Source organism: Marinobacter fuscus, from assembly GCF_003007675.1.
Taxonomy (GTDB): Bacteria; Pseudomonadota; Gammaproteobacteria; order Pseudomonadales; family Oleiphilaceae; genus Marinobacter; species Marinobacter fuscus.
The window spans coordinates 20,888-46,046 of sequence record NZ_PXNP01000019.1 but is presented as its reverse complement, the minus strand read 5'-3'; the positions used below and the strand labels follow the sequence as shown (position 1 = coordinate 46,046).

Here is a 25,159-nt window from a genome sequence, read left to right as displayed (position 1 = left end):
TCACGAAACCGTCTGCCGCCCAAAGAAACCGGACGGTTTGAAGATGATAAAGAAGAACAAGATCGCGAAGGTAATCGCTTCGCTCCATTGGGTACCTAACTTCCACATCGCCAGGTTCTCTGCCACACCGATCAGCAAGCCGGCACAGGCCGCACCCCGAAGACTGCCAATCCCCCCCACAATGGTTGCCGCCAGGCTGATCAACATGACATGGTGTCCAACAGCCGGGTTGATGCCGGTACCAGCTGCCGTAAATATTGCACCTGGCACCACCAGCAACGACCCGAGCGCAAAGGCGTAAGTCGATAGCCTGCGGGGGCTAAGCCCAAATGTGCGAACCAACTCAGGGTTTTCGCTCAGCGCTCGCATACCCTTACCCACAAACGTGCGGGTCAGGAATAAGTGCAGAGCGGCGAAACAGATGATCGCCGATACAATTGCCAATCCGTTCAGTGGCGAAAGATAGATGCCCGGAATTACCTCGACAGAGTTGCTCAAGGGGGTAGCGACCGACATGAAGCCCCGTCCGAACACACTCCCAAGCAAATTCTGGACGACAATTCCAATACCGAAGGAGGCGACAAAAACGGTAAAGAAAGAGCCTTCGTGGCGCTGGATCGGTGCGTACATTAGCCGATCCAGCAAAATGCCAAATACAACCGCACTGACGGCTGCCAACAACACCGCAAAAGTCCAGTGCATGCCCAGTCCGGCTAACGCAAAATGGAACAGGTATGCCGCGATCGCGAAGGTTGCGCCGTGGGCGAAATGAAATATCTTGGTAGACCCGAAGATCAGTGAAAAGCCAGCCGCTGTGAGGGCGTAAATCGCCCCCACCTGCAGGCCGTTCGCAAGGAGTTGCAGAAACAGCATGACAGCTCCTTACTCAGCAGTATTTACAAAAACTACTTTGCCGCTGCCTGAGCCGTCCACTTCGAGCACCTGGATCGGTGCCAGCAGGGTGCCATTTTCCTGGAAAGACACCTCGCCACCAACCAGCTTAAAAGTGTCTGTGGCCTTACGCTGCGCCAGGAGGTTGGCCCCGGTAATCTCTTTACCCTGTTCCTCTAGATCTTGAGCGAGCAATGCGAAAACTCTTACAGCGTTATAGTAGTTGGCAATGTAAGACGTCGGATTCTTGCCGTGCTCCGCGTTATAATCATCGACAAAGCGCTTTGTAATCGGATCTTCGGAATCCCAGTCAATGCTCTGAGTTGTGAATAGTGAGCCCAGAGCTTCCTCTTGTTGTTGCAATTCAGGTACGGAGAATGCGGAATAGCTCGCAATCTGTGCCTTAACACCGTTGTCGCGAAGTTGTTTTACGATCTGCAACTGCTGAGACCCGTAGGAGGCGACGTATACCATGTCCGGATTAGCGCTACGAACTCGTGCCGCCACCCCGCTGAACTGCTGGGCAGAAGAGGCAATGGAGTGGGCATCCACAAGCTCAGCACCCAGTGGTGGCAATGACTTTTCTAACTCTTTTTGAATAGACTCCCCCAATGGATCATCAACATACACCAGAACAAACCGTTTGTGTCCCAAATCGTTCACCGCATAGCGAACGAGTGCGCCCACCTCATTGTTTGCCAAAGGTATAACGTTCCAAAAATATTCGCCCAGTTCTGCCAGATCCGGGCCAACACCGCCGCCGTTTACCGCCACGGTCTGACTCCGCTGTGCAAGAGTTGAGATTGCCTTGGATACACCTGTGAAAGCTGAGAGCACGTACGGTACGGCCTCAACATTCACCAGTTTGTTCATTGCGACAACACCCTGCTGAGGTAATGCCTGGCTATCTTCATAGATAATGCTTAAGTCATCTGACAGCATTTTGTCTTCATTCGCATGGCGCACAGCAAGATCCGCGCCTGACATAAATATGTCACCGTAGGTGGCGTTAGGCCCGCTGAGGGGAAAAAGCGCTCCGATTTCTTCTGAGTTTGCGGAAGACGTGATAAAAAGACTTGCAGTGATTGCGATAAAGGGAAGTTTGCCACGCAACATAATTAATCCTCAATATTGTTTTTATCTTGATTAAAGCTAACACTGTTTCTGTGTTCGACAATTCATGATTTATTAATGCGTTGTTAATTTAACGTAAACAGGCTTTGATTCTCCTCGAACAAGTATCAATAAGTTTCGAGAATGGCCAGTAAAGAAACTGGCTTCGAGTCTATGCCGAGACGCAGGTAGTCTTGGCCAGTTGCGAGAGAGTTACGAATTCAGACAGAAACGGAGTGGGTCCCTCCCCGCTGCACGGGAGCCTCTTTGGCAGCGAGGCTTACTAACTAACCACAACCACAACCACTCCAGGCGGCTACCTTATTTAGCCGGTCATACTCATCTTCAGGAGTTAGCCCCTCTTCATAAGCCTTGCGAAGAATCAGTGGATCGTTTGGGACGATCCACTCACAGATCTCCTGATTCGCTATAGCGCGCAGCTTCTCACACCATTGTTCGAAGCTGATATCATCGTCATTTTCATGCATAGCCGGGGTCTCATTCTCGACTACATGTTCGGGTAGTTCGGACCACCGCCGCCTTCCGGCGTTACCCAGGTGATGTTCTGGGCAGGATCCTTGATGTCGCAGGTCTTGCAGTGAACACAGTTCTGGGCGTTGATCTGGAACTTTTTGCCGCTGCCGTCATCTTTCTCCACCACCTCGTACACGCCCGCCGGGCAGTAGCGCTGGGCCGGTTCGTCGTACTTGGGCAGGTTGTCCTTCAGCGGAATCTCCGGGTCGGTCAGCTTCAGGTGAACCGGCTGGTCTTCCTCGTGATTGGTGTTGGAAATGAACACCGAGGACAGACGGTCAAACGTCAGCTTGTTGTCCGGCTTGGGGTAGTTAATCTTTTTGCACTTAGACGCTGGCTTCAGGGTGGCATAGTCCGGCGTCGTGTCGCGGAAGGTGATCGGCAGGCTGCCGCGCAGAATGTTCTGCTCAACGAAGGCAATGGCGCCGCCGACAATGTTGCCGAACTTGTGCATGGCCGGACCAAAGTTACGCTCGGCGTAAAGCTCCTTGTACAGCCAGCTGTCTTCGAACCGCTTCTGGAAGCTGGTGATTTCCTCACCGGACTTGCCTTCCTTGAGGGCTTCGAATACGGCTTCAGCGCCCAACAGGCCAGATTTCATGGCGGTGTGGGAGCCCTTGATCTTGGAGCTGTTCAGGGTGCCAGCATCGCAACCCAGCAGCAGACCGCCCGGGAAGCTCATCTTCGGCAGGGCGTTGTAGCCACCCTTGGCGATGGCACGGGCACCGTAGGCCACGCGCTTGCCGCCTTCCAGATATTTCTTGATCTCCGGATGATGCTTGAGACGCTGGAATTCTTCGAACGGGCTCAGGTGCGGGTTGCTGTAGGAAAGATCGGTAATCAGACCAACATACACCTGGCCATTTTCCAGGTGATACAGGAAAGAACCGCCGGTAGAGCCGGACTCATTCAGCGGCCAGCCGGTGGTGTGAACAACCAGGCCGGGCTCGTGTTTGGCCGGGTCGATGTCCCACAGTTCCTTGATACCGATGCCGTAGTGCTGCGGATCCTTGCCTTCATCCAGTTTGAAGTCGTTGATCAGGCGCTTGCCAAGGTGACCACGACAGCCTTCGGTAAAGAGGGTGTACTTGGCGCGCAGTTCCATGCCCGGCATATAGCCGTCTTTTTCGGAACCCTCGCGGGCAACGCCCATATCGCCAGTGATGATGCCTTTTACCTGACCATCTTCCACGATGGTTTCAGCGGCAGCAAAGCCCGGATACACTTCCACACCCAGCTGTTCGGCCTGCTCAGCCAGCCAGCGGCACAGGTTGCCCAGACTGATGATGTAGTTGCCGTGGTTGTGCATGTTTTTGGGCACAAAGGCATTGGGTACTTTGGTGGCCTTTTCCTGATTTTTCAGCAGGAAAATATCGTCCCGGGTAACCGGAGTATTCAGTGGCGCGCCTTTCTCTTTCCAGTCCGGGAAGAGTTCGTTCAGGGCCGTCGGCTCGAATACGGTACCGGCGAGGATATGCGCACCGATCTCAGAACCTTTTTCAACCACACAAACGGTCAGTTCTTCGCCGGCTTCCTGCGCCAGTTGCATAACGCGGCAGGCTGCCGACAGGCCCGCAGGGCCGCCGCCGACGATCAGAACATCAAATTCCATCGATTCGCGTTCCACGTTGGTCTCCTGGTAAAAAAGCCCCCAACAGGGTTGGGGGTGAAGGGGGAAGGGTAGAAGCCCCTCCTGAGGGTCGCTCAGCTACAAACTTTGTCGAGCTCCTGCTCAAACTCAGGAATCGCCTCAAACAGATCCGCAACCAGGCCGTAGTCGGCCACCTGGAAGATCGGGGCTTCTTCGTCCTTGTTGATCGCAACGATCACTTTGGAGTCAGACATGCCCGCCAAGTGCTGGATGGCGCCGGAGATACCCACCGCAACGTATAGCTGCGGCGCAACAATCTTACCGGTCTGCCCTACCTGCATGTCGTTCGGCACGAAGCCAGCGTCAACCGCGGCACGGGACGCGCCAACCGCAGCGCCCAGAACATCCGCAACCTGCTCCAGCATCTTGAAGTTGTCGCCGTTCTGCATGCCACGGCCACCGGAGATAACGATACCGGCAGAAGCCAGATCGGGACGATCAGACTGGGCTTTCTCTTCACCAACGAAGGAAGAGAGGCCAGCGTCTTTTACTATGTCCAGCTGCTCAATAGAGGCAGAACCACCTTCAGCGGCTACCGGGTCGAACGCGGTCGGACGAACCGTCACAACCTTGATGCTGTCGCTTGCCTTAACGGTCGCAATGGCGTTACCAGCGTAGATCGGACGCACGAAGGTGTCTTCGGATTCAACGCGGATAATGTCAGAAACCTGGGCGACGTCCAGCAGCGCAGCAACACGCGGCATGATGTCTTTACCGGTGGTGCCGGCAGAGGTCAGGATGTGGCTGTAACCCTTGCCTACCTCAGCAACCAGCTCAGACAGGTTTTCTGCCAGGAAGTGACCGTAAGCGGCGTTGTCGGCAACCAGTACCTTGTTCACGCCTTCTGCCTTGGCAGCGGCTTCAGCGACGGCGCCTACGTTCTCACCGGCAACCAGCACGTCGATGTCGCCACCGATGGCCTTGGCAGCCGCTACAACGTTCAGAGTAGCCTGTTTCAGGCTGCTGTTGTCGTGTTCAGCAATTACCAGGATGCTCATTTAGATCACCTTCGCTTCGTTCTTCAGTTTATCCACCAGCTCAGCTACGTCAGCCACCTTGATACCAGCCTGGCGTGCAGCCGGGGCTTCGACTTTCAGGGTGGTCAGGCGCGGGGCGATTTCAACACCCAGATCAGCCGGAGACATGGAGTCCAGCGGCTTCTTCTTGGCTTTCATGATGTTCGGCAGAGAAGCGTAGCGCGGCTCGTTCAGACGCAGGTCTGTGGTAACAACCGCCGGCAGGTTCAGAGCAACTGTCATCAGACCGCCGTCTACTTCGCGGGTTACCTTAACCTTATCACCGTCAACAACCACTTCAGAGGCGAAGGTGCCCTGGCCCATGCCAGTCAGAGCAGCTAGCATCTGGCCGGTCTGGTTGTTGTCGGAATCGATGGACTGCTTGCCAAGAATCACCAGCTTGGGCTCCTCTTTCTCAACAACAGCCTTCAGCAGCTTGGCCGCTTCGAGGGACTGAACTTCTTCGTCAGTCTCGATGTGGATACCGCGGTCAGCACCCAGAGCCAGGGCAGTACGGATCTGCTCCTGAGAAGCCTTCGGGCCAATGGATACAACAACGATTTCACTGGCAACGCCCTTCTCTTTCAGACGAACCGCTTCTTCAACTGCGATTTCGCAGAACGGGTTCATTGCCATCTTGACGTTGGCGAGATCAACGCCGGTGTTGTCCGGCTTGACACGCACCTTCACGTTGTAGTCGATAACTCGTTTTACAGCGACGAGGACCTTCATTCACTTCTCCTCTTTCTAATATTGGCAACCTACAGGTTCCCAAAGCCAGATTGTATGCAACCGGGAAGTATGCACGCATGTCATTAGTCAGATTCTGAAAAGCCCGGAGCAGCCAGAGAGGAACGATGTCGTCGGGATTTCCGGTAGTCACCATAGCTTCAGAGCCCCCAGGCCTTTCAGGGCCCGGGGGATCCGACAGTTCTGGCTTTATCAGAAGTTGTACTGGGCAGCGAACAGCACGCGGCTGGCGTCGCCATCTTCCCCGTTGACTTTCTTTACTTTGAAATAGCCATATTGAACGCCCAGGTTTACGCTCTTGACGGGTGACCACTGGTAATTGAAGAAAGCGTTGGTGTTGCGCTCGTGCTTTTCAGAAACGCTAATGCCATCTGCCTCTGCATCGTCCCAGTCCATCTCGGTCATACCGGCGACCAGGTTGAATGTACCGCCGGCGGCTTTCAGGCTGGCGCCGATATTTCCACTCATGCCGCTGATGGTCTCAATGTTCCCGTTAACAACGTAGGCATCTTCGCCGTAGTAATTGGTTCCGGAGCGCCATAGGTAGGCATTACCACCGTCACTGTAGTTAACTGAACCCTGAATACTGAGCGTGTCTGTTAGAGTCAGCTTGGCGGAGCCAAAAACGGCGTAGCCAAAGGCTGTATCATCGTCGGTACCGTCATCGTAGCCCACCTGCTGAACCACGGCGGCCGTTGAGAAGGCGACCATGTCCGATTTGTCTTCGAAGCGGGCCGTAAACGCAGGAAGGCCGTTCTTCGGTGTGGCGCCTTCGATACGGGTTGTCGAGTCTTCTACAGACAGGGACAGGGGGCCATTGGTGTAACGTACTTGAGCCTTCCGAAAGCGCAGGCCAGGGTCACCGGCGACGCCGTCAAATTCCAGGACTGAAGTGCCACCTACAAAACTGTTGTAGTTGGACCATGTCTGACCAAGGAGCCAGTTCTCGTACTGACCATAGGCGTGACGGAGCCGGACAGTCCCCCCGGTAGAGCCGCCGCGGAAGTCACCTTCGATGTTTACCTTTACACCGGTGGGTAGTGTGGTTCGCACTCCAATGCGGGACTGAACAGCATCGGCATCGAAGTAACCAGTCGCCTCGTTGTCTTCGTCAGCGCCCGTATTGATTCTGCTGAAGTCGCCGGACTGGGTGCCAGTGGCGCGACTGATGGATTCGTCTATGTCATATACCGCGTTGAGCCGGGCATAGCCATAAAGGTCAACCTTTGCATCACCCGCTTCAAAAGAAATTGCGCTGGCATGGGAAGCAACACCCATGGCCATGGCTGCGGTCACGCTCGCTGTAAGTTTTTTTTGGTTGAAGTGCATAAAAATTGTCTCCGGAATTCTTGTTGGAATAGTTGGCTGGTTCTCGGTGCATTCGGTTTTACCAGCCCAGCATGTAGTGCCATCGTGCGGCAGCGACAAATCTATCAGTGGTATGTGGCTGCAACAATTATCTATATTAGATATGAGGTATGCGGTTGTGGCATACCTTCCTGCATAAGACGGATCTGTTTCTGTTATCCGGAGATGTCGGCGAGATTTCGTTCAGGTATCGCCGTCCATTTCTTTGGCTGTTTGAGCGATCTCTTTTGGGTTGAACAGTAGCTTTCCGCTCCAGTGGCCCGCTTCAACTTGTTCGGCTACCTGCTGCATGACGATTTCGGCGAGTTTTGTGGTCGCGACGGAGGCTGGTAGGTCTGTGGGCGTAACGATGGATAGTGTTCGCTTGATTTCCGGGTCAACAATGGGGATCGCTACAAGCTCCTTTCGTTGGACCATGTCGTGAACTGCTGCGGATGAAAGGATCGTATAACCCAAGCCGCGACGCACCATGTCTGTCAGCATGGGCCAGGCGCTTACTTCCAGGGCCAGGTTGATGGTTTTTTTTCTTTCCGCGGCCTCTTTTTCCATGGCTACCCTGAGACCGTGCTTTTCTTCTGGCATAACCAAGGGTAAATCGATCACTTCAGTCAGGGTGATTTCAGATCGCTTCGACACTTTACTGTTCGCGGGGGATATCAGGTAAAGGCGTTCCTCCAGAAGTGGTTTGTATCGAAGGTTTTTGTGGTTACTGTGGTTATAGGTGATTGCAAGGTTCAGGCGGTGTTGGGTAACCATTTGCTGAAGTGTGCCGCTCATGGCGGATTTGACGGCCAAGTGTACCTGGGGAAAGCGCTTGCGGTACTGCTCAATGATTGTGCCGGAAAAGGCGTGGGTCACTGTGGGCAGCAATCCGAGCGTTACTTGTCCGGTTACCTCGCCGGCAATAGCTGTAACGTCAGCTTGTGTCCTTTCCAGGCTTTGAAGGAGTAGTCTCGCCCTCTCGTATAGCAGCTCTCCTGCTGCCGTCAGCACAACCCCTCGGCCATGACGCACGAATACCTCAACGCTGAGTGCATCTTCCAGCATCCGGATCTGTCGACTAAGGGCTGGTTGGGCAATAAATAATTTCTCGGACGCTCTGCTGAAGCTTCCAGTATCCGCAACGGTCAGGAAGGTGTTGAGTTGGCGCAAATCAATATTAAGGTTAAAGGACATAGTGCGGGCCTTCTTCAGCTGTGTGGTTGCTAGGTTCTTACTCTATATCAGTGGTGGAAACTAGGCATAGGTTTAATGGTCCTGGTATGCCAAGAATAGATCAGTAGTATAAAAAGTATATAATTGTTGTAGTTTTTTTTAGCTGATAGGGTTTCTGGCAAGGTTTAAAAGCCAAGTCAGGCCCCGATGCTGCCTCTACCGAAGTGAAAGGGAGTCGTTCGGAGCGCCAGACCTGTATTCATTAAGAGGATAAAGACTATGCAAAATCGTTCCATCTACAGCAGCGACCATGAGCTGTTTCGCGAAAATGCTCGCCGCTTTTTTCGTGAAGAGCTTGAGCCCAATATTGAGCAGTGGGAGAAGGATGGCATAGTTCCCAAGGCGTTCTGGCGCAAGGCAGGTGAAAACGGCTTTCTGTGCTGTGGCGTTCCGGAAGAGTATGGCGGGCCGGGTGCTGACTTCATGTACAACATGGTGTTGTCAGAAGAGACCGGTTACGCCATTGGTGGTGCCAGCGTTGGCTTCTCAGTAAGCGCAGATATCGTTGCTTACTACTTGCTTCACGCGGGGACGGAAGAGCAGAAACAGAAATGGCTGCCGAAAATGGTTTCCGGTGAGGTGATCGCTTCGATTGGTATGACTGAGCCCGGCGCCGGTAGTGACCTGAAAGCAATTCGCACATCCGCGGTCCGCGACGGTGATGAGTATGTCATTAATGGTCAGAAGACTTATATCACGAACGGCCAGAACTCCGACTTTGTGCTCCTTGCCTGTGTAACCGACCCCTCCAAGGGTGCCCGTGGTATCAGCATGATTATTGTTGAGGCCGATCGTGCCGGTTTCGAGCGGGGCCGTAATCTCGACAAGATTGGACAGAAGGCCGCCGATACATCTGAGATGTTTTTCCAGGATGTGCGTGTTCCGGTATCTAACCTGGTAGGAAATGAAGGTGAAGGCTTTGCGATGATGATGCGTGAGCTTCCGCGCGAGCGAATCACCATCGCTTGTCGCGCCCAGGCGGAAGCTCAGCGTGCATTTGATGTTACTAATGCATACGTTAAAGAGCGCAAAATGTTTGGTCAGGCGCTGGCCGATTTCCAGAACACTCAGTTCACCCTGGCAGATCTGAAAACGAACCTCGACGTGGGTTGGGCCTACCTGGACCAGTGCATCAAAAAGTGTAATGAGGGTACGTTGACCCCGGAAGAAGGCGCCATGGCCAAGTTGTGGACCACCGAGAATGAAGGTGTTGTGGTTGATAAGTGTCTTCAGTTGTTCGGTGGTTATGGCTATATGACGGAATACCCGATTGCGCGGATGTTCGTAGATGCTCGCGTACGTCGTATTTACGGCGGCGCCTCCGAAGTCATGAAGCTGGTTATTGCTCGCTCCCTCTAATCCTGACGTTTCCGGTCAGCGTGGCTGGTCGGAAATGCACCAAAAGTAAGGAAGGAAATGATATGTCAGGTATAACCGCATACGGCGCCTATATCCCGAGAACCCGCTTGCTTAAGTCGGCGATTGCTGATGCAAACGACTGGTTCGATGCGGGTCTTCGAGGATTGGCTAAGGGTGAACGAAGCGTCTGTAACTGGGATGAAGACACCATCACAATGGCCGTTGAGGCCGGACAGGACTGTTTCTCGGTGTTGGATCGCGATTCGGTCGATGCTCTCTATCTTGCTTCAACCACCATGCCGTTCCTCGATCGCCAGAACTCGGTGGTTGTGAGTCAAGCTCTGAACCTGGGTGACAAGCTGCGCACGATGGATGTAACCGCATCGCAGCGGGCGGCAACGTCGGCCCTGATTTCTCTGTTCGAGTCCGGCAGTGGAAAGGGCAATTCTGTTTTGGTGGCCTCCGAGCATCGCCGGAGTAAGTGCGGTTCCCGCGGTGAAATGTTGTGGGGTGACGGCGCAGCAGCAGTAGCTGTTGGTGCCGACGATGTGATTGCCGAGTACCTGGGCAGTGAAACCTATGTGACAGACTTTGTGGATCACTATCGCGGCGAAGACTCGACTATCGATTACGAGTGGGAAGAGCGCTGGATTCGTGATGAAGGCTTCATGAAGAGTGTGCCCACCGCCGTATCCAGATTGCTTGAAAAAGCAGGGGTTCCGGCTTCCGAAGTAGCGCACTTCATTCTCGCTACTGATCAGGCGAGGACGCCTGCGGCTGTCGCCAAGAAAATTGGTGTGTCGGCTGAGGCTGTCGTTGATAACCATATCACCGATATGGGGGTCGCCGGAGCTGCTCACCCGGTTCTGTTGCTGGCCAAGGTGCTGGAAAACGCCGCACCTGGTGACCTGATTCTGCTTACCGGGTTCGGGCAGGGCGCTGACGCGATCCTTTTGCGCGCCACAGAGCTTGTGACTTCCAAGCGTCCTGCAACTGGCTTCTCCGGTGCTTTGGCACGTCGCAGGGAAGACTCGAACTACAACAAGTTTCTGAGCTTCAATAACCTCGTTGACCGGGATGTTGGTAAGCGTGGTGAGCTTGATAAGCAAAGCTATCTTGCTGCCATGTATCGTCAGAAGGACTTGCTGACCGGATTTGTGGGTGGCAAATGTCGTGACTGCGGCACCATTCAGATTCCGAAAGACAACTATTGCGTTAACCCCGAGTGTAACGCCCTGAACAGCCAGGAAGATTATCCCATGGCTGCTCTCAAGGGGCATGTCAAGACCTGGACTGCTGATCGCCTCACCTTCGACTGGAATCCACCGGCATATTTCGGACTGGTGGAGTTTGAAGGTGGCGGGCGCCTGATGATGGACTTCACCGAGGTTCAGCCGGGTGCGATTGAGACGGGTGTAGAGGTGTCTTTGCACTTCCGGATTCGCCAATTTGACCATCAGCGTGGTTTCCGGAAGTACTTCTGGAAAGCAACTCCGGCCCACCAATAATTCAGGCAGCTAACGATAGGGGAATAGCAATGGCTAGTGGAATTAAAGATAAAGTAGTAATCCTCGGAATGGGCTGCAGCAAGTTTGGTGAGCGCTGGGATGCGAGCCCTTCAGACCTGATGTCCGAAGCATTTGAAGAGTGTCTGGCAGACGCCGGCATTGACAAGAACCAGATTCAAATGGGCTGGTTCGGTGCAGGCATTGATGCCTATAACGTAGGCTCCAGTGCAATGCCACTGTCGGTAGCTCTGAGACTGCCGAATATTCCGGTAACCAAGGTCGAAAATATGTGTGCCACTGGCACAGAAGCCTTCCGTGGTGCTGTCTATGCGGTAGCCTCAGGAGCCTGCGATATCGCTCTGGCCCTGGGTGTGGAAAAGCTGAAAGACGTAGGCTACGGCGGCCTTCCCCAGCGTACTCGCGGCGTTGAAAACGATATGTTCTGGCCGAACCTGTCAGCCCCCGGAGCTTTTGCACAGCTGGCCAGTGGCTACCGGGCCAAGCATGGTATTAGTAAGGAAGACCTCAAGCGTGCAATGGCTCATGTGTCAGTAAAGAGTCACGCAAATGGAGCAAAGAACCCCAAGGCTCACTTGCAGCGCGAAATTACTGAAGAGCAGGCGTTGAAGGCTCCTTATATTGCCGAGCCGATCGGATTGTTTGATTGTTGTGGGGTAAGTGACGGCGCTGCCTGCGCCATTGTGTGTACTCCAGAGATTGCTCGCGCTCTTGGCAGGGATGACATGATCTCTGTTAAGGCCCTGCAGCTTGCTGCTTCGAATGGCGAAGAAGCCAGCTACAGCGAGTGGGACGGTTCTTATCTGAAAACTACCCGTGTTGCTGCGCAGCGCGCATATGACGAGGCTGGCATCAAGAACCCCCGTGAAGAACTGAGCATGACAGAGGTTCATGACTGCTTCTCGATCACCGAACTGGTGACCATGGAGGATCTCCAGTTGTCCGACGAAGGGCAGGCTGTTCGGGATATTCTGAACGGTGACTTTGATGCCGATGGTCGTATTCCCTGCCAGATCGATGGCGGCTTGAAGTGCTTTGGGCATCCGATCGGCGCCTCCGGTCTCCGCATGATCTATGAGAACTATCTGCAGTTCCAGGGGCGTGCCGGAGCGCGTCAGCTCAAAGATCCGCGCTTAGCTCTGAACCATAACCTTGGTGGGTTCCCGCACCAGAATATTTGCAGTATCTCGATCATTGGTCGGTATGAATAACGGTTAGGCGCTTGCCTCCGGGGCGGGAAAGATCCTGCTCCGGCTTTTCTCCGCTCCCTTTGACTAGGTGAATTGACTATGAGTTTCAGTGACTGGGCTTCGGCTTTAGATCAAGCAGAATATGCCGTTCGGGCTCTGGACCCCCACGTTGGTCAAGGTCTTAGAAGCCTTAAAGCGCACTGCACGGTAGACGGTCGCCTTGATGGCGAACTGCTGGATCGGCACCAACTTAGCTGTTATGAGTTGGCATTCTGCGTGGCTGAGCTCGAGGCTTCCAGAGAAGTCTGTGAGTATGCGCGCTCTGCAGCACAAACCGATGGCCTGGCTGCGAACAATGCATTGGCGTATACGGCGGAAGCTGTTCAGTCGGTTATGCAACGCCTTTTGGCGCGAGCTAAGGATCTTGGCTTGAATGTCGGGGAGCTTTCCGGACTTTATGCGGATGCAGAGTTCCAGGCGTTCCTGGCCAGTTTTGGAAGCGCGGAATTTCTGGCCGGTATTGGAGAAACCGTAACGGCTCGCGGATCGTTACACCTTCCGTCATTGTTGTCTGAAGACAAGGAAATGGTTCGGGATATGTTTGCCCGGTTCGGCGCAGACGTCGTGGCTCCCCTTGCGGAGGAGATTCACCGTAAGGATACGGATATCCCGGATGAGATTCTGGTGAAAGCGTCAGAGCTTGGCTGCTTTGGAATCAGTATCCCGGAGCGGTTTGGTGGTTTGCAGCCAGATGATCATGATGACAGTCTCGGGATGATCGTGGTGACAGAGGAATTATCGAAGGCCTCTCTGGGGGCTGCGGGTTCTTTGATCACTCGTCCGGAAATAGCGGCAAAGGCTCTGTTGCAGGGTGGTACGTCCGCACAACAGGAGAAGTGGCTGCCGCAAATTGCGTCGGGTGAAAAGCTCTGCGCCATTTCCATTACCGAGCCTAACTACGGTTCCGATGTGGCCTCACTTGGTCTGAAGGCGACTCCGGTAGAGGGTGGCTGGCTGCTCAACGGCAGCAAGACCTGGTGCACCTTCGGTGGTAAAGCCAGTGTTCTGATAACTATGGCCCGGAGTGAGCCTGACCCCTCGCTAGGCCATAAAGGCCTGAGCCTCTTTATCGTCGAAAAGCCTTCAGCTTCCGGACATGAGTTTCGGCATCAGCAGCCGGGTGGTGGCGTAATTTCAGGTAAGGCCATCGCCACTATCGGTTACCGGGGAATGCACTCTTTTGATGTATTTTTCGAGGACTATTTCGTTCCGTCTGATTGTCTGATTGGTGAAGAAGGTGGAAGAGGCAAAGGGTTCTACTTCACCATGGCCGGGTTTGCCGGCGGACGCATTCAAACGGCAGCCCGTGCAACAGGCGTCATGCAGGCAGCATTTGAAAAGGCTCTGAGCTATTCACGGGATCGTAAGGTGTTCGGCAGCCCTGTCGGGGACTATCAGCTTACCAAGGTCAAACTCGGCCGGATGATGGCAACGCTAACCGCCTCGCGTCAATTCACCTACGCCGTGGCGCGCATGATGGATAAAGGTGAAGGTCAGATGGAGGCGAGTCTGGTCAAGCTCTTCAGTTGCAGGGCCGCCGAGTGGGTTACCCGTGAGGCAATGCAGATTCACGGCGGAATGGGGTATGCGGAAGAGACCGCGGTCAGCCGATACTTTGTCGATGCGCGGGTTCTGTCAATCTTTGAGGGCGCCGAAGAAACTCTGGCTCTGAAAGTAATTGCCCGAAACTTGGTGAGCCGCGCCTGAAGGGCGCCGCCGGGTGCAATTAAGCGGTGATGCCTTGGCATCACGACAATATTTATTGGTAAGACTACAACAAGCTTTAAGGAGATAATTGTGAGCGACAATAAACTGTTAGATGGCAAGGTTATTATCGTAACGGGTGCCGGCCGCGGCATTGGGCGTGCAACCGCCCTGATGCTGGCAGAAAACGGCGCTAAAGTCGTTGTTAACGATATTGGGGGCAGTGCGGATGGTTCCGGGAATGACGCCACGCCGGCCCAGGAAGTGGTAAATGAAATCAAGGCTGCCGGCGGCGATGCTGTCGCCAACTTTGACAGCGTAGTGTCATGGGACGGTGGTCAGAACATCGTCAAGGCTGCTGTAGATACTTTCGGTCGGCTGGATGGTGTGGTTAACAACGCTGGTAACCTGCGTGACGTCATTTTCCACAAAATGACCGAAGACGATTTTGATTCCGTAATCGCGGTTCACCTGAAGGGTACTTTCAATGTAAGCCGTGCAGCTGCGACTATCTTCCGGGAGCAGGGAAGCGGTACCTTCGTAAACATGACCTCAACATCAGGTCTGATTGGCAACTTTGGCCAGGCTAACTACGCTGCAGCGAAGATGGGCATTGTCGGGTTGTCCAAGTCTATGGCGCTGGATATGGCCCGCTACGGTGTGACTTCCAACTGTATCGCTCCGTTCGCCTGGAGTCGTTTGATCGGAAGTATTCCGACCGATACAGAAGAGCAGAAAGCTCGCGTAGCCAAGATCCAGCAAATGACTCCAGACAAGATTGCTACACTGGCGGTCTCTCTCTGTTCAGACAAGGCCAAGAATGTAACTGGCCAGATCTTCGGTGTTCGTAACAACGAAATCTTCCTGTTCAGCCAGCCGCGTCCATTCCGTTCAGCCCATACTTCTGAAGGCTGGACTCCGGACACCGTTCTGGATCGGGTACTGCCTGCGTTTGAAGCCGATTTTTATCCTCTGAGCCGTTCTGCTGATGTATTCAGCTGGGACCCTTTCTGAAAATATTGCCAATGACTCAGGGACGTGCCCGGATCAACCTGGGCACGTCTGGCGATGATACAAGAACAAAGGAGAGCTCTGGTGGCGATCGATTACAACAAGCTGATGAGTCGCAAGTTTGAGCGGCTGGAACATACCTTCACGGAAAAAGACACCATTCTGTACGCTTTAGGCGTGGGCATGGGTATTGATCCCCTGGATGAGCAGTGCCTCCAGTTCGTCTACGAAGATGGTTTGAAGGCTCTGCCGAGCATGGCCAACGTGCTGGCCTATCCAGGATTCTGGGCGAAGGAGCCAGATACCGGGATCGACTGGGTCAAAATTCTCCATGCTGGTCAGGAAATGATCATGCACAAGCCTTTGCCGGCGTCAGGCACGGTTGAGGCCACCACCAAAATCAATGAGATTGTTGATAAGGGGGAGGGCAGAGGTGCTCTGATCCTGTCTGAGCGAACTGTCCGTGACGCAGCAACCGGTGAAGATCTGTGTACACTGATCAGCACGACGATGGCCCGCGGTGACGGTGGCTTTGGCGGCCCTGCGGTACCCTCACCTAAACCGGACCCAATTCCTGAGCGGGCACCAGATATGACCTGCGATCTTCCGACCCTGCCCATGTCGGCTCTTATCTATCGCCTGTCAGGTGACTATAACCCGCTGCATGCGTCTCCCTCCGTCGCTACTGCCGCAGGGTTCAAGGCTCCGATTCTGCATGGCTTGTGCACATTTGGCGTGGCCACCCACGCTATTCTGAAAACCCTCTGTGACTACGATCCGGCCCGTTTCCACAGGATCCGACTCAGATTCTCCTCGCCGGTTTATCCAGGCGAAACTATCCGTACCGAGATCTGGCGTGAGGACGATGCTGTGGCGTTTCGCTGTCGTGTGGTTGAGCGTGATGTTGTGGTGATCAACAACGGATATGCAGAAGTAAGTTGACGATAGGTCTTGGCCGCCGGTTCGGCGGCTTTTTTTCTTTGCTCTGATCTTCAGGAAAAAGATATGCAGAACATACTTTCAGGCCTTCGAGTGGTGGAAGGCAGTGCGTTCGTTGCTGCGCCTTCAGGTGGCATGACGCTGGCCCAGCTTGGGGCCGATGTGATTCGCTTTGACCCTATTGTTGGAGGTATCGATTACCGCCGCTGGCCCGTCACAAAAGACCAGAAGAGTCTCTACTGGCATAGCCTGAATAAGGGTAAGCGGTCGATCGCCGTCGACTTCAAGCGCCCGGAAGGTCAAGAGCTGCTGACTCGACTGATAGCGGCGCCAGGTGAACAGGCCGGTATGTTTCTGACGAATTTCCCTGCCAAGGGGTGGCTCTCATATGAGCGCCTCAGGCAGGAGCGCGAAGATCTCATTTACCTGAACCTGGTAGGCGACCGCCATGGTCGGGGCGCACTGGATTACACAGTCAACTGCAAAGTTGGGTTCCCTTCCATGACTGGGGTGGGACACAGTGGAGACATTGCGCCTTTAAACAATCCGATGCCAGCCTGGGATGTTATTACTGGCCAGCAGATTGCGCTTGGTCTCCTTGCGGCCGAGCGCCACCGAGCTCGCACCGGCGAGGGGCAATTGGTACGTATTGCCTTGGCCGATGTGGCGCTCGCGACACTTGGTAATCTGGGCTATGTGGCGGAAGCCATGATCAATGGTACTGAGCGTGATGCCATTGGAAACAATATCTACGGCACCTATGGCCATGATTTCCAGTGCAAAGATGGCGAACGCTTGATGGTTGTTGGAGTGAGTCCAAACCAGTGGCGTGCCCTGGTTCAGGTAACCGGTACCGAGAATGAAATAAAGGCTCTGCAAGATCGGCTCGGCCTTGATTTCAGGAAAGAAGGGGATCGTTATAAAGGGCGTGATGGTATTACAGAGGTGTTCAAGCCCTGGTTTGCTGATCGTAACTTCTCCGAAGTAACTGCTGAACTTGACAAGGTTGGGGCGTGCTGGGGCAAGTATCAGACCGTGAAAGAGGCGGTCGAGCAAGACATTGATTGTTCGGTAGATAACCCCCTTTTCCAGATGGTTGAGCAGCCGGGCATTGGTAAATACCTGATGCCGGACCATCCTCTGCGGTTCACTTCCGTTGAGCGGGAGCCTGTGAGGCCTGCACCCAAACTTGGCGAGCACACGGAAGAGATTCTGGCCGATACGCTGGGCTTATCGGCCCCCGAAATTGCCCGACTTTTCGATGAGAAGATCGTAGCTAGCTCGTAACAACAAAAATAAAGGCCACCACATTATGGCCTGTTGGAGGCAGTAAACATGGGACCGTTACACGGGTTTCGCATTATAGAACTAGCAGGGCTGGGGCCTGGCCCCTTTTGCGGAATGGTACTTGCGGACCTTGGTGCTGAGGTAATCAGTATTGAGCGTTCAGGTTCCAACCCTCCGGCCGTAGCGCTGGATTGCAGTCGCCGTGGAAAGCGGTCAGTCGCGTTGAACCTTAAAACGCCCGCAGGAGTTGCTGCGCTGCTGGACTTGGTTGAAACAGCAGACGCTCTCTTTGAAGGCTTTCGCCCAGGTGTGGCCGAGAGGCTGGGAGTGGGACCTGAACAATGCATGGCGCGAAACCCCCGGCTGGTCTATGGGCGAATGACCGGCTGGGGCCAATTTGGTCCTTTGGCCCGCGCTGCTGGCCACGATATCAATTACATATCCCTAACGGGTGCCCTTCATGCAATCGGGCGGCCCGGGGAAAAGCCTGTTCCGCCATTAAATCTGGTGGGGGATTTCGGCGGTGGTGGAATGTTTCTGGCACTGGGTCTCGTCGCGGCGCTTCTGGAGACTCAGAAGTCGGGCCAGGGGCAGGTAATAGATGCTGCCATGACGGATGGTTCCGCTGTGCTGATGGCGATGTTCCACAGCATGCATGCGATGGGAATCCATAGCTTGGACCGCGGCACTAACAAGCTCGATGGGGGGGCTCACTTCTATGACACTTATGAAACCCGTGATGGCAAATACATCTCTATTGGATCGATAGAGCCTCAGTTCTATGCTCAATTGCTGGATGTGGCGGGGCTTTCAGAAGACCTGTTTCGAGACCAGTTGAACAAGGAAAACTGGCCTGAGCTCAAGCAGGCGGTGGCGGAGGCCTTTGCTCAGAAAACCCGGGATGAATGGTGTGAGCTCATGGAAGGGACCGACATCTGTTTTGCTCCGGTGCTGGACCTCGAAGAAGCCGCGTCGCACCCTCATAACGTCACCAGAAAAACCTACATTCGTGTTGGGGAAATGGTTCAGCCGGCTCCTGCCCCGCGGTTTAGCAGAACCGTTTCCGGCACACCCTCTCCGGCTAAGCCTTATGGTGCCGATACCGAGGCCGTATTTACCGAGCTAGGTTATGACAGCGAAAAACTAAGCGCACTCTAGTTGCGAAATCTAAAAAATTCAGGTGCCGGTATCACTTATCCGGTAGCGCGAGGAGAACAAAAATGAGTCATCTTCTGTACGAAGTAGAAAACGGTGTTGCTTATCTCACGATGAATCGACCAGAGGTTCGCAATGCATTGTCGCTGGAAATGCGCGAGCAGCTACTTAGAGTATTCCAGGAGCTTGAAACAGACTCCACCGTGCGTTGTGTTGTGCTTCGAGGGCACGGTGACCACTTTGTGGCAGGTGGCGACGTTAAGTCGTTTTACGACTTCACTAAACTGACGCCTGCTGAGCGGCGAGTTACGTTCATTAACCGCATACAGGCCAACTTGAATGGTTTGATTTCAACGATGCGGCGTTTAAACAAACCGATTATCGCTTCTGTCAACGGCGCAGCAGCGGGTGCGGGTGTGAGCCTGGCGTTGAGTTGTGATCTGGTCATTGCATCTGACAGTTCCTTTTTTACTTTGGCTTACTCTCATATTGCCAGTAGCCCGGATGGCGGTGCGACGTATTTCCTGCCGAGACTGGTCGGAACAAAAAAGGCAATGGAAATTGCCTTGTTAGGCGACCGATTCGGTGCTCAGGAAGCCAAGGACATTGGCATGATTAACCGGGTTGTGCCCGCTGATGAGCTTGAGACGCAAACCCGTGCACTTGCTGAAAGGTTAGCGAAGGGGCCCACCAAGGCCTACGGCAATATCAAAAAACTGATTGCCTCCTCACTTGAACACTCTCTCGAATACCAGTTGCAGGCTGAAGCCGAAACCTTCGGAGATACGGTGACAGCCGACGATTGGGTTGAAGGTGTTACCGCTTTTAACGAGAAGCGAAAGCCGGTGTTCTCTGGCCGTTGAATTCCGATTGTTCCAGAGTTGAGTAAAGTTTCAGGAGACAATTAAGTGACTGACCCAATGGTAGATAAAAAGACATTCAAAGGTATCGTCTGTGGCGACCGGCATTTGAGCCACGAGGAGTTTCAGAAAGAGATACGCAAGGCGGCGGCCGGGTTTAAGGCGCTGGGAGTTAAAGAAGGTGAGTGTATCGGGATATTCATGCGCAATGATATTCCTTTCCTCATTGCTAACCACGCGGCCAACTTTATTGGTTCTTATGCAGTCCCGATCAACTGGCACCTTGCTGGCGAGGAACTCAGCTACATTCTGAATGACTGTAACGCAAAGGTTCTGGTCATTCACGCTGACCTCTGGCGATCAATCCACGACGCGATTCCGAACGGCGTGACCTGCCTTGTGGTTGAAACCCCTGAGGATCTTCATGAGGCATTCGGTCTGTCTCCTGAAGTTTGCCGGGTTCCGGTTGAGCAGATTCATTGGCAGGAGTGGCTGGACTCTTGTGAGCCTACTGAAGAGGAAGCAGTGGTAGGGCCCTCCTCAATGCTTTACACGTCGGGGACGACCGGGCATCCGAAGGGGGTTCGACGCGCTCCGCTCAGAGGTGACGATGCCGCAGCAATGCGAAACTTCCGGTCACGGGTCTACGGCTGTGCCCCTAAAGCGCGTTGTATGGTTCCGGGACCTTTGTACCACAGTGCACCGAATGGCTATGCCATGCAGGCTTCAGCCATCAGCGATCTGTTAGTCATTGTGCCAAGGTTTGATGCGGAAGATACGCTGAAGTTGATCGAAGACTACAAACTGACCGGTGCCATTATGGTTCCCATCATGTTTATCCGAATGCTCAAGCTGTCTGAGGCGGTTCGGAATAAGTATGATCTTTCGTCCCTGGAATTTGTTATTCATGCCGCCGCTCCATGTCCTGCAGATGTGAAAAAGGCAATGATCGAATGGTTCGGGCCAGTGATCAACGAGTTTTATGGCTCTACCGAATCTAATGCCATTACGGCCCTGAATTCCGAGCAGGCTCTCGCCAAACCGGGAAGCGTCGGCAAAACCGTAGAGGAGGCAGATATCCGCATTCTGGACGAGAATGGGAACATCCTCCCACCGAACACCATTGGGGAAATCTACTCCCGGTTTCCACTATTGGACTTTACCTATCATGGCAAGCCAGAAGCGAGGGCTGAGATAGACCGGGATGGTTATATTACCTCCGGTGACATGGGCTACATGGATGAAGATGGCTACCTGTTTATAGCAGATCGAGCCAAGGATATGGTGATATCTGGTGGTGTGAATATCTATCCAGCGGAGATCGAAGCGGTGCTTCACAACTACCCGGGACTGAAAGATTGTGCCGTTTTTGGGATTCCCGACGAAGAGTTTGGTGAGTCTGTGATGGCGGTGCTTGAGGTAGAGCCTAGAAGCAGTATTTCCGTCGACCATGTAAAAAACTTCCTACGGGAGCATCTGGCCGGTTTCAAAGTTCCGCGTTTCATTGAAATTGGTAAAGACTTGCCGAGGGAAGATTCAGGTAAGATTTTTAAGCGAAGGCTTCGTGATAAGTACTGGGAAAATTCAGGCCGTAAGATCTGAAACTAATATATGTATTTCTGAAAAGGGGCCGTTAAGGCCCTTTTTTGTTTGCCCGGCGAAGCCGGCAAACCCGGCCATCTGAAAGAAGATGGCGTCACCCCGACTGAGGGGAAGACAATCCGACTGGCAAGGGCGTCACTGGCCAACGGTGGGGTCTGAAGGAAGCCATAGGAAGTTAACGGTACACAACGCAAGTGAACCTGCTTCGGCAGCCCAGGTGGGTTAGCGTGCAAAATAGCGCGACGCCCGATACTCAGTCAGACCTGGGCTGTGTTTGAGGGTGGCATCGTTAACAGGGAGCCGGTGCAGTAACCGGGGAAGCCTGACACCGAATCCGGCGATGCCGGAGGCTGTGGCGCAAGGTGAAAGCCGAGGCCGCAGTCGGTGCGAGGTGGCAGATGAAGCCGTAGTAGTGAGGAAGTTCCGGCCTGAGAAGCCTGGTAACAGCGTGGAGGACAAAACCGGAACGACCGCTGGCGGAGGTTCAGCGGACCGGTCAGGGTCAAAAGCTCTGGTCGGATGCGAAGGGCGGAAGTCATTAACGAGAGTGACGGACGACGAGCGAACAGGTGGACGCTGCGTTCACAAGCTGCCCGACGGGGCAGGGACGTGCATCGGGGTGCTGCGGGAACGCAGTGGCTCTGGTGTTCTCCGAACAAGGGAGTAGAGCGATACCGTGGCGGCAGATTGCCAGAGCGCTAGTACCCGGGCGGATCGCCTGAAACAGACCGGCAGCCAGACCGATCCTCGAAGCCGTCACCACAGAGATGAGCAGGCATGAGGAAATACTACAGTCTGTACGGGCAATTGCTGTCAAAACAGCGCCTGTATGAAGCCTTCAGACACATCAAACGCAACAAGGGCGCGGCCGGAATCGATGGGCAGAGCCTGAGTGCGTTTGAGGCGAATCTGGAGGTGGAGCTGTCGTGCCTGTTGCTCGAGCTGAAGGAAAAGCGCTATCAGGCGCAACCGGTCAGACGCGTTGCCATCGCCAAGGATGACGGCGGTGAGCGTCTGCTGGGCATTCCGACGGTTCGGGACCGGGTTGTGCAACAGGCGCTGCGCCGTATTATCGAACCGATCTTCGAGCCGGATTTCCACCCGTCGAGTTACGGGTATCGTCCGGGACGCAGTGGTCACCACGCCATCGGCAAGGCGGAGTTGTTTATCCGCCGCTACCGGCGTGACTGGGTTGTGGACATGGACCTGTCGAAATGCTTCGACACGCTCAACCATGACCTGATCATCCGCCAGTTCCGCCAACGGATCACGGACGGCAGTGTCCTGTCACTGCTGCGCCAGTTCCTGGAAAGCGGCGTGATGGTGGGGTACCACCTTGAAGAAACGGAGCTGGGAAGCCCGCAGGGCGGCGTGATCAGCCCGCTGATTGCGAACGTCTATCTGGACGCCTTCGACCAGTTCATGAAAGCCCGGGGTCACCGGATCGTCCGCTACGCGGACGACATCCTGATCCTGTGCGGCTCACGAGCGGGCGCGGAGAATGCGTTACGGGTTGCCCGGCGCTATCTGGAAAATGAGTTGAAGCTGACGGTCAATACCACCAAAACCCACATCGCCCATAGTGATGAAGGGGTTAAGTTCCTGGGCGTGGTGATACATAGCAAGTACACCTGCATACAGGGAAAGAAGGTGGTCAGGCTTAAGCAGAAGCTGAAATCACTGACGAAGCGAAACCGGGGCATCGGACTCGCGGCCATTATACGTGAGCTGAATCCGGTGTTGCGGGGCTTTGTCAGCTACTTCCGGGTGGCGAACTGCGCGCGGGTGTTAAAGCAGGTGATGAGTTGGCTAAGGCGGCGCCTGCGCTGCATCCAGCTCAAGCAGTGGAAAAAGCCGAGTCGGCTGCATCGGAGGCTGAAACAGCTGGGTTACCAACCCCCGTTCCGGCATATCAAGATGCAAAGCTGGCGCAATGCGGCATCTCCACTGGCCAGTCTGGCCCTGCCCAACACCTACCTGCACAATGACCTGCAGTTGATGGATCTTGCGAAGGTCAAAACCGGCATCACCGTCCCCGAGTTCGGGGTAAGTTAATGGCATGAGCCGTATACGTGGCCCGTATGTACGGTTCTGTGAGAGGGATGAGGCGGTAACGCCTCACCCTACTCGCTATATGCCTGACCTGTATGGCGCATATCAACAAATTATAGAGGTTGTTAACAGGCTTCGGTGTTAGCTTGGGAAATACAATAACAAAGGAGTGAATCATGATTATCAAGAAACTGTTTTGCGGATTGGCAATTAGCCTTTTCTCTATCTCCCTTAGTGCAGAAACCACGTTACGATACTCGGAAACAGGGCCGAATCGGGGAACCCGAGCCCAGGCGATCGAGTACTTCATGAAGAATGCGACCGAGCTGAGCGGTGGTGAACTGAAATTCGATATTCATTGGGGTGGGGCATTGCTGGACTATAAGGCTGCAGCTGGTGGATTATCAGTTGGGACGGCAGATATAGGTTCGGTTCTCGCTGTTTATGCGCCGACCAAACTCAAGGCCCTGGCGATTGGTGATATTCCCCACCAGTCTGCAGATCCCTGGGTGGGAATGCGGGCGATGTACGAGCTTATGAATACAAATGAAAGCCTAAAAAAGTTACTGGAGAAAGAGAATCTGGTTTATTTGACGAACTTCTCTAGTAGTGGGGTTCAGTTTGAATGCTCAGGGTCTAATAAAATTGAGTCCATAGAAGATATTAAAGGAAAAAAGATCAGGGCTGTCGCTATTTATAGCAAAGTACTGAATGATCTTGGTGCAGAAATTGTAGGTGTTACAGCTGGTGAGATTTATCAAGCACTTGATACAGGTCTGGTGGATTGCAGCGCCAGCTATCTGTATACCGTGCGGGCTCTTAAGACGTTCGAGGTAATCGATCATTTGTCCCTTTCGGATTGGGGACAGATCGCAGGCTTCGCAATTGTCATGAATGCTGACAGTTGGTCATACCTTAGCGCTTCCGAGCAAAAGGCGTTGAGGGAAGCGGGCTCCAATATGATCGATTATTTTGCCCGTCTTCAGGTAGAAGAGATGGATAGTGTTGTGGATGGCTTGGAGACCGGGGAGATTGGTAATCAGGTTCCCGTTACTCGGTGGGCCCCGGAAGAGCGTCAGAGACTGGTTGAGGCGTCTGAAAAATACACGCAAGACTGGATTGAGTTGCTGAATAAATCTGGCGTTAGCGGCGAGAAAATATGGGAACAGTACATGGATATTGTTGCCAGATATGAAAAAGAGAAAGAAGAACTTGGGTATCCGTGGGAGCGATAAATTTCACGGGTAGAGGTCAATGCGCCCCCCGGCATGTTGAAAAGCCTGGTGGGGCGTACTGTAAAGAAGCGTGAATGTTATGAGTCAAGAAAATATTGCACTGGAAGCCGAAAACATGAGTGGCTTCCGTGAGGTTCTGGGTTTTGCTATCGAGGAGTGGAGCCCGGGGTATGCAGTCATTACGGCGCCGGTGCAATCGAAGCATATGAACCGAAATGGATTGGTGCATGGGGGGGTATTTGCTTCATTGCTCGACAGTGCGGCGGGCCTATGTGGAACGTATTGCACGGTGCCCGGGAATGTCCGGCGTTGCATAACCATTTCGATGAGTACGCAATTTGTGAACGCCGTAAAGGAAGGGGTTTTGAGGGTCGAGGCCAGGATGGTGAGCCGCGGACGTAAGATTTTCTTCGCTGACGTTAGGATAACTTGTGAAGATAAAGTCATTGCGACCGGGCAGTTTTCGCTTAAGTACATTTCTGGTGGTGCAGAGGATAAAGGCGTCGCCCTCTAGAGGGGGGTGACCATAAAATGCCGGCATAGCGACTATAGAATATGGTGAGTTGTTGTTATTGGTTGGTGGTGTTAGTTTTTTGAACAGCGTGATCGGTTTTCACGAAATTATTTCCCGTTTATTGCAC

Annotated in this window: 21 protein-coding genes; 13 read left to right on the top strand and 8 right to left on the bottom strand. The window is 53.8% G+C overall.

Annotated elements, in window-relative coordinates; translation table 11 throughout:
* The 8 genes from C7H09_RS05070 to C7H09_RS05040 all read right to left on the bottom strand — a co-directional run bounded on the left by C7H09_RS05070 (position 1) and on the right by C7H09_RS05040 (position 8,499).
* A complete protein-coding gene (locus tag C7H09_RS05070; RefSeq protein WP_106761526.1) occupies positions 1-873 on the bottom strand; it encodes a branched-chain amino acid ABC transporter permease in 873 nt (290 codons plus the stop codon).
* A 9-nt stretch (positions 874-882) separates the two neighbouring features.
* On the bottom strand, positions 883-2,007 hold the full coding sequence (locus C7H09_RS05065) for an ABC transporter substrate-binding protein (RefSeq protein ID WP_106761525.1): 1,125 nt from the start codon (positions 2,005-2,007) through the stop codon (positions 883-885).
* 284 nt (positions 2,008-2,291) lie between these two features.
* Complete coding sequence (locus tag C7H09_RS19710) at positions 2,292-2,492, bottom strand: hypothetical protein (protein WP_133166202.1); 201 nt, start codon at positions 2,490-2,492, stop codon at positions 2,292-2,294.
* Positions 2,493-2,512: 20 nt separating this feature from the next.
* Entirely contained in the window at positions 2,513-4,165 is a 1,653-nt protein-coding gene (locus C7H09_RS05060) for an electron transfer flavoprotein-ubiquinone oxidoreductase (protein WP_106761524.1), read from the bottom strand.
* A gap of 77 nt (positions 4,166-4,242) precedes the next feature.
* Positions 4,243-5,187, bottom strand: a complete 945-nt coding sequence (locus C7H09_RS05055) for an electron transfer flavoprotein subunit alpha/FixB family protein (RefSeq protein WP_106761523.1) — start codon at positions 5,185-5,187, stop codon at positions 4,243-4,245.
* Entirely contained in the window at positions 5,188-5,937 is a 750-nt protein-coding gene (locus C7H09_RS05050; RefSeq protein WP_106761522.1) for an electron transfer flavoprotein subunit beta/FixA family protein, read from the bottom strand.
* A gap of 210 nt (positions 5,938-6,147) precedes the next feature.
* Positions 6,148-7,284, bottom strand: coding sequence for a DcaP family trimeric outer membrane transporter (locus C7H09_RS05045; RefSeq protein ID WP_106761521.1), 1,137 nt, complete (start codon positions 7,282-7,284; stop codon positions 6,148-6,150).
* Between the two features lie 222 nt (positions 7,285-7,506).
* Entirely contained in the window at positions 7,507-8,499 is a 993-nt protein-coding gene (locus C7H09_RS05040) for a LysR family transcriptional regulator (RefSeq protein ID WP_106761520.1), read from the bottom strand.
* Positions 8,500-8,757: 258 nt separating this feature from the next.
* On the opposite strand from C7H09_RS05040, the gene C7H09_RS05035 reads away from it, so the two are divergent.
* From C7H09_RS05035 to C7H09_RS04960, 13 genes are all read left to right on the top strand, one after another.
* Positions 8,758-9,897 carry an acyl-CoA dehydrogenase family protein gene (locus C7H09_RS05035; RefSeq protein ID WP_106761519.1) on the top strand — a complete coding sequence of 380 codons (1,140 nt, stop codon included), beginning with the start codon at positions 8,758-8,760 and terminating at the stop codon, positions 9,895-9,897.
* 62 nt (positions 9,898-9,959) lie between these two features.
* Complete coding sequence (locus C7H09_RS05030) at positions 9,960-11,405, top strand: 3-oxoacyl-[acyl-carrier-protein] synthase III C-terminal domain-containing protein (protein WP_106761518.1); 1,446 nt, start codon at positions 9,960-9,962, stop codon at positions 11,403-11,405.
* A gap of 29 nt (positions 11,406-11,434) precedes the next feature.
* Positions 11,435-12,634 carry an acetyl-CoA acetyltransferase gene (locus tag C7H09_RS05025; RefSeq protein WP_106761517.1) on the top strand — a complete coding sequence of 400 codons (1,200 nt, stop codon included), beginning with the start codon at positions 11,435-11,437 and terminating at the stop codon, positions 12,632-12,634.
* A 78-nt stretch (positions 12,635-12,712) separates the two neighbouring features.
* Positions 12,713-14,380 (top strand): acyl-CoA dehydrogenase family protein, encoded by a 1,668-nt coding sequence (locus C7H09_RS05020; protein ID WP_106761516.1) that lies wholly within the window; start codon positions 12,713-12,715, stop codon positions 14,378-14,380.
* Positions 14,381-14,470: 90 nt separating this feature from the next.
* Positions 14,471-15,391, top strand: coding sequence for an SDR family NAD(P)-dependent oxidoreductase (locus tag C7H09_RS05015; protein WP_106761515.1), 921 nt, complete (start codon positions 14,471-14,473; stop codon positions 15,389-15,391).
* 81 nt (positions 15,392-15,472) lie between these two features.
* The gene (locus C7H09_RS05010; protein WP_106761514.1) at positions 15,473-16,330 is read left to right on the top strand and encodes a MaoC/PaaZ C-terminal domain-containing protein; all 858 of its coding nucleotides are present in this window, start codon (positions 15,473-15,475) and stop codon (positions 16,328-16,330) included.
* 9 nt (positions 16,331-16,339) lie between these two features.
* Complete coding sequence (locus tag C7H09_RS05005) at positions 16,340-17,614, top strand: CoA transferase (protein WP_206074271.1); 1,275 nt, start codon at positions 16,340-16,342, stop codon at positions 17,612-17,614.
* A gap of 48 nt (positions 17,615-17,662) precedes the next feature.
* The gene (locus C7H09_RS05000) at positions 17,663-18,772 is read left to right on the top strand and encodes a CaiB/BaiF CoA transferase family protein (RefSeq protein ID WP_106761512.1); all 1,110 of its coding nucleotides are present in this window, start codon (positions 17,663-17,665) and stop codon (positions 18,770-18,772) included.
* Positions 18,773-18,834: 62 nt separating this feature from the next.
* Positions 18,835-19,632, top strand: a complete 798-nt coding sequence (locus C7H09_RS04995) for an enoyl-CoA hydratase/isomerase family protein (RefSeq protein ID WP_106761511.1) — start codon at positions 18,835-18,837, stop codon at positions 19,630-19,632.
* A gap of 45 nt (positions 19,633-19,677) precedes the next feature.
* Positions 19,678-21,231 carry an acyl-CoA synthetase gene (locus C7H09_RS04990; RefSeq protein ID WP_206074270.1) on the top strand — a complete coding sequence of 518 codons (1,554 nt, stop codon included), beginning with the start codon at positions 19,678-19,680 and terminating at the stop codon, positions 21,229-21,231.
* Positions 21,232-22,008: 777 nt separating this feature from the next.
* Positions 22,009-23,286, top strand: coding sequence for a group II intron reverse transcriptase/maturase (ltrA, locus tag C7H09_RS04975; RefSeq protein WP_106761509.1), 1,278 nt, complete (start codon positions 22,009-22,011; stop codon positions 23,284-23,286).
* 173 nt (positions 23,287-23,459) lie between these two features.
* The gene (locus tag C7H09_RS04965; protein WP_106761507.1) at positions 23,460-24,518 is read left to right on the top strand and encodes a C4-dicarboxylate TRAP transporter substrate-binding protein; all 1,059 of its coding nucleotides are present in this window, start codon (positions 23,460-23,462) and stop codon (positions 24,516-24,518) included.
* A 79-nt stretch (positions 24,519-24,597) separates the two neighbouring features.
* Positions 24,598-25,032, top strand: coding sequence for a PaaI family thioesterase (locus C7H09_RS04960; RefSeq protein WP_106761506.1), 435 nt, complete (start codon positions 24,598-24,600; stop codon positions 25,030-25,032).
* Positions 25,033-25,159: the final 127 nt, after the last annotated feature.

Coding starts and splice junctions, on each gene's coding strand:
- C7H09_RS05070 (WP_106761526.1), bottom strand. CDS start 873: ATGCTGTTTCTGCAACTCCTTGCGAACGGCCTGCAGGTGGGGGCGATT.
- C7H09_RS05065 (WP_106761525.1), bottom strand. CDS start 2,007: ATGTTGCGTGGCAAACTTCCCTTTATCGCAATCACTGCAAGTCTTTTT.
- C7H09_RS19710 (WP_133166202.1), bottom strand. CDS start 2,492: ATGCATGAAAATGACGATGATATCAGCTTCGAACAATGGTGTGAGAAG.
- C7H09_RS05055 (WP_106761523.1), bottom strand. CDS start 5,187: ATGAGCATCCTGGTAATTGCTGAACACGACAACAGCAGCCTGAAACAG.
- C7H09_RS05050 (WP_106761522.1), bottom strand. CDS start 5,937: ATGAAGGTCCTCGTCGCTGTAAAACGAGTTATCGACTACAACGTGAAG.
- C7H09_RS05045 (WP_106761521.1), bottom strand. CDS start 7,284: ATGCACTTCAACCAAAAAAAACTTACAGCGAGCGTGACCGCAGCCATG.
- C7H09_RS05040 (WP_106761520.1), bottom strand. CDS start 8,499: ATGTCCTTTAACCTTAATATTGATTTGCGCCAACTCAACACCTTCCTG.
- C7H09_RS05035 (WP_106761519.1), top strand. CDS start 8,758: ATGCAAAATCGTTCCATCTACAGCAGCGACCATGAGCTGTTTCGCGAA.
- C7H09_RS05030 (WP_106761518.1), top strand. CDS start 9,960: ATGTCAGGTATAACCGCATACGGCGCCTATATCCCGAGAACCCGCTTG.
- C7H09_RS05025 (WP_106761517.1), top strand. CDS start 11,435: ATGGCTAGTGGAATTAAAGATAAAGTAGTAATCCTCGGAATGGGCTGC.
- C7H09_RS05020 (WP_106761516.1), top strand. CDS start 12,713: ATGAGTTTCAGTGACTGGGCTTCGGCTTTAGATCAAGCAGAATATGCC.
- C7H09_RS05000 (WP_106761512.1), top strand. CDS start 17,663: ATGGGACCGTTACACGGGTTTCGCATTATAGAACTAGCAGGGCTGGGG.
- C7H09_RS04995 (WP_106761511.1), top strand. CDS start 18,835: ATGAGTCATCTTCTGTACGAAGTAGAAAACGGTGTTGCTTATCTCACG.
- ltrA (WP_106761509.1), top strand. CDS start 22,009: ATGAGGAAATACTACAGTCTGTACGGGCAATTGCTGTCAAAACAGCGC.
- C7H09_RS04965 (WP_106761507.1), top strand. CDS start 23,460: ATGATTATCAAGAAACTGTTTTGCGGATTGGCAATTAGCCTTTTCTCT.
- C7H09_RS04960 (WP_106761506.1), top strand. CDS start 24,598: ATGAGTCAAGAAAATATTGCACTGGAAGCCGAAAACATGAGTGGCTTC.